Origin of the sequence: Flavobacterium tructae (assembly GCF_001853485.1) — a bacterium.
Classification (GTDB): Bacteria; Bacteroidota; Bacteroidia; order Flavobacteriales; family Flavobacteriaceae; genus Flavobacterium; species Flavobacterium tructae.
Genome location: NZ_MIKE01000015.1, coordinates 1 through 3,977, shown reverse-complemented (window position 1 = coordinate 3,977; position 3,977 = coordinate 1). Strand labels below are relative to the sequence as shown.

Here is a 3,977-nt window from a genome sequence, read left to right as displayed (position 1 = left end):
GGCCAAAACATATTTCTGATTCTCTAAGGTGTATAAACACGCGCGCAGTTTATAGTCTTTAGATAAATCAAAAGGTTTATGGGCATAGTGGGCGATATGATTTTTTAATACTAATTCATCCGATACCGTATCCGTATCCAGTGACCAGCCTTCTGCACTGATGATTTGCTGATAACCGATACCTTCTTCTGATAAAAGCATGCTGCGTAAGACTTCATGGCGCGAAACAATACCATGAAGAGTTTGTTCCAGCAGCGATATATCTAAGGCCCCTTCTAAACTCAAAACTATAGGGATATGGTATTCGGTACTGCCTTGCAGCTGATCCAAAAACCATAATCGTTCCTGACTAAACGATAAAGGAATACGAGCCGGACGTTCTTCTGCAACAATACCTGGTAATAAAACCACTTCAGACTGTGCCGCTATATGGGTTCCTAAGTCTGAGATTGTGGCATGTTCAAATACTTCGCGGATGGATACTTCTATTATTAACTCCTTACGGATCATTGAAACTAAACGTGTAGCCAGCAAACTGTGACCTCCGAGCTCGAAAAAGTTATCATAAATTCCTATTTGTTCTAGACCTAACAGGTTTTGCCAGATTGCTGCCAACTGCTCTTCTGTCTCATTACGCGGAGCGACGTATTCGGTACTCGATAAGTCTGAACCATCCAGATCCGGCAATGCTTTTTTATCCAGCTTTCCGTTACTGGTGAGCGGCATTTTTTCTAAAGTCACCCACAATTGAGGAACCATGTATTCCGGTAAGCTCAACTTTAATTGGTTTTGTAATTGCTCTTTGTCTAATGCTCCTTCTAAAACTACATAACCAACCAAACGTTTATTGCCTGCTGTATCTTCTTTGGCCAGAACACAATATTGGTTTACGCCCGCTAAAGAAGATAAGGCGTTTTCAATCTCGCCTAATTCTATTCTATAGCCGCGAATCTTAACCTGATCGTCTTTTCTGCCGATGTATTCTATGTTACCATCCGGAAGCCAACGCGCTAAATCGCCTGTCTTATAAATTCGCTCTCCCTCTTTGAATGGATTTGCTATAAATTTTTCCTTTGTTAATTCTTCCTTGTTCAAATATCCTCGGGCTACCTGAGCTCCTCCGATACACAATTCGCCAATTACGCCTATTGGTACTAAAATATTTGAAGCATCAAGAATATAGATCTTCGTATTATCCAGAGGCTTCCCAATATTAGTATTCAAATCTCCTTCCTTAAAGTTGTGCATTGTAGCACATACAGTACACTCTGTAGGTCCGTATCCATTAACCAGTGTTCCTATCTCACTCCATTCATTTAGCGTATTGTAAGAAGAAACACCACCTCCAATATGAACGCTTTTCAAAGCTGGTAATTCTTCCCATGCTAATTGTCCAAATAAATCTGAAGGTATAGTCAGATGGTTTATTTCATTTATTTTAATATAATCGACAAGTGTGCCCTCTTTTTTAATTTCATCATCAATTATATGCAACACGCTCCCTGAAATTAGCGATGGGTAGATTTCAGAAACTGACGCATCAAATGATAAAGAAATTAGTTGGGAAAATACCGTAAACTTATTAGTTTGAAAAGTATTAATTATATTAAAGCATAAGTTTATAACCGAGCGATGCTCTACCATTACTCCTTTAGGCTTTCCTGTTGTCCCTGATGTGTAAATAACATAAGCTAAATCATCTGCTTTTATAACAATTTCAGGTAAATGATCCGGATAATTAGACCTTTCTTTTTTAAACAAATCCAGGAATAACTCATCTATGATAATACAACAGTTACTATCTTTTTCAATATATTCTTTTCTTTCTGCCGGATAATTAGCATCTATTGGTACATAAGCCGATCCCGTTTTTAATATTGCTAAAAACGATATAATTGACCAGTCACTACGCTCTAAAGTTACTCCAATAAAATTATCCTCATTGCTTTTAATATGTGCTAATAAGTAATGTGCTAATTGATTTGAAATTTCACTTAACTCCTTATAGTTTATTTTTTTATCTTTATAAACTATAGCTATGGCATCTGGAGTCTGCTCAACTTGTTTTTCGAACAAATTTACTAGCGATTTGTCTAAAGGATATGCTACTTGTGCAGTATTAAAAATATCTAATACTTGATATTTTTCTTCTTTGCTTAATATACTTAGAGTTTCAACAGCTACTTTTTCATTTGTAGCTGCTTCCATAAGCTGATTCAATGCTTCTTCCATATAAGCAAGTATGCGATCAGCACTTATACTTTCATCGACTAATACTTTTAATCCAAAATCAACACCAAAATCATCTACACTTAAATTAAATGGATAATTTGTTTTTTCATGGCTTCCAATAACCGTAATACCTAAATCTATGTTTCCAGTATTATTTTCTTCTGATAAAGATGATGAAGAATGACGGTAATTTAACAGTGCACTAAATAAAGCTGTCTCATTTGAGATACTACTCCAATGATGGATTTCGGATAAAGGAGTTTGCTCATAGGATAACAATTCTTCCAATTTTATCTTTACTTCCTCTAAATATTCTTTAACAGTCCCTTTTATTTTCAAAATAACCGGAAGGGTGTTGATAAACAAACCTAAAGAATCCGCGGCCCCCAAAGAGCCTTGCAAACGCCCCGAAAATAAAGAACCAAAGACAGCATATTCTCTATTACTGCATTTAGCTGTAACTAAACCAAAAGCGGCATGAAATAATATTGCAGGACTAATACCAAGTTTAAAACAGGTATTACGCAATGATATACTGACATCACGAGAAAGGAAACTAATGGACTGCTTCAGACTACCATCGCCTAAAACATTGGATAAATTAAATGGATACGTTGGTTCTTCTATTCCTTCAAATAAAGATTTAAAATAGGATTCACCATCATTGATTGCTTGTGCATATAATGTGTGGCCAATAAAATCACGGTATAAAACCGGAGTTGGAAGATTTGTTCCTTCTCCTGACAGATACAACATTATCTCCTGAGTAATAACCTCTAAACCAACATGATCCATTATCAAATGATGTTGATACACTATTAAATAGTAACATTCATTAATTGGATCATCAGCCGATTTCAATTCTAATAATGGAGCTTTTGAGATGTCCATCCAGTGACTACCAGAAGTGATAAGTAGTTCCAATTGTGGTAAAATAGCTTTGGACTTATCTAAATCTAAATCATCTACTACTAATTTTGCTTCTCGTAATACTACCTGAACAGCATTTGGCAGGTCATCACTCAAAAAGCAAGTACGTAAAACATCATGACGGTTCACTACAAATTGCAATGCCTTGATAAAAGCCGCTCTCTTTGCCGAATCAGAAAAGGAAAGCAAACTTGGAACAATGTAGAGGTCTCCCTGATTAGGATCGCTCATCAAATTATGAAAATGAATTCCTGCCTGTAAGGGAGATAATGGATAGATGTCTTCAATATTTGAAACACCACCTGGAACCATTGTTACTAATTGATCTAAATCATCCTGACTAAAATCACTTAATAAGGGTACCATTGATGGAATAATACGATCACTTGTAATTTTAATTCCATTAGGAGGAACACTATAAACTAAAGATATAGAAGATAACTTATCGCTAATAGACGCTATCGTAGGACCAGCAAAAATATCTTTTACTTTTATATGAAAATCCAACGCTTGCAAGCGGGATATTAATTGAACAGCTAATAAACTATGCCCTCCAAGCTCAAAGAAATTATCATGAATCCCTATGTTTTCTATACCCAATAATCCCTGCCAAATCGTTACTAATTGATTCTCTGTTTCGTTTCGAGGAGCAATATATTTACTGGTTGACAATTCTGAGTTTTCCGGGTCTGGCAATGCTTTTTTATCCAGCTTACCATTAGTGGTTAATGGCATTACTTCTAAGGTCACCCACAATTGTGGAACCATATACTCAGGTAAACTTAGCTTTAATTGGTTTTGTACTATTTCTTTAT

Annotated in this window: 1 protein-coding gene; it reads right to left on the bottom strand. The window is 35.8% G+C overall.

Features of this window, described 5'->3' with window-relative positions; translation table 11 throughout:
- Positions 1-3,912 (bottom strand): non-ribosomal peptide synthetase (locus tag BHE19_RS07670; RefSeq protein ID WP_233431363.1); only part of this gene is annotated, 3,912 nt, incomplete at its 3' end.
- Between the last annotated feature and the right edge of the window lie 65 nt (positions 3,913-3,977).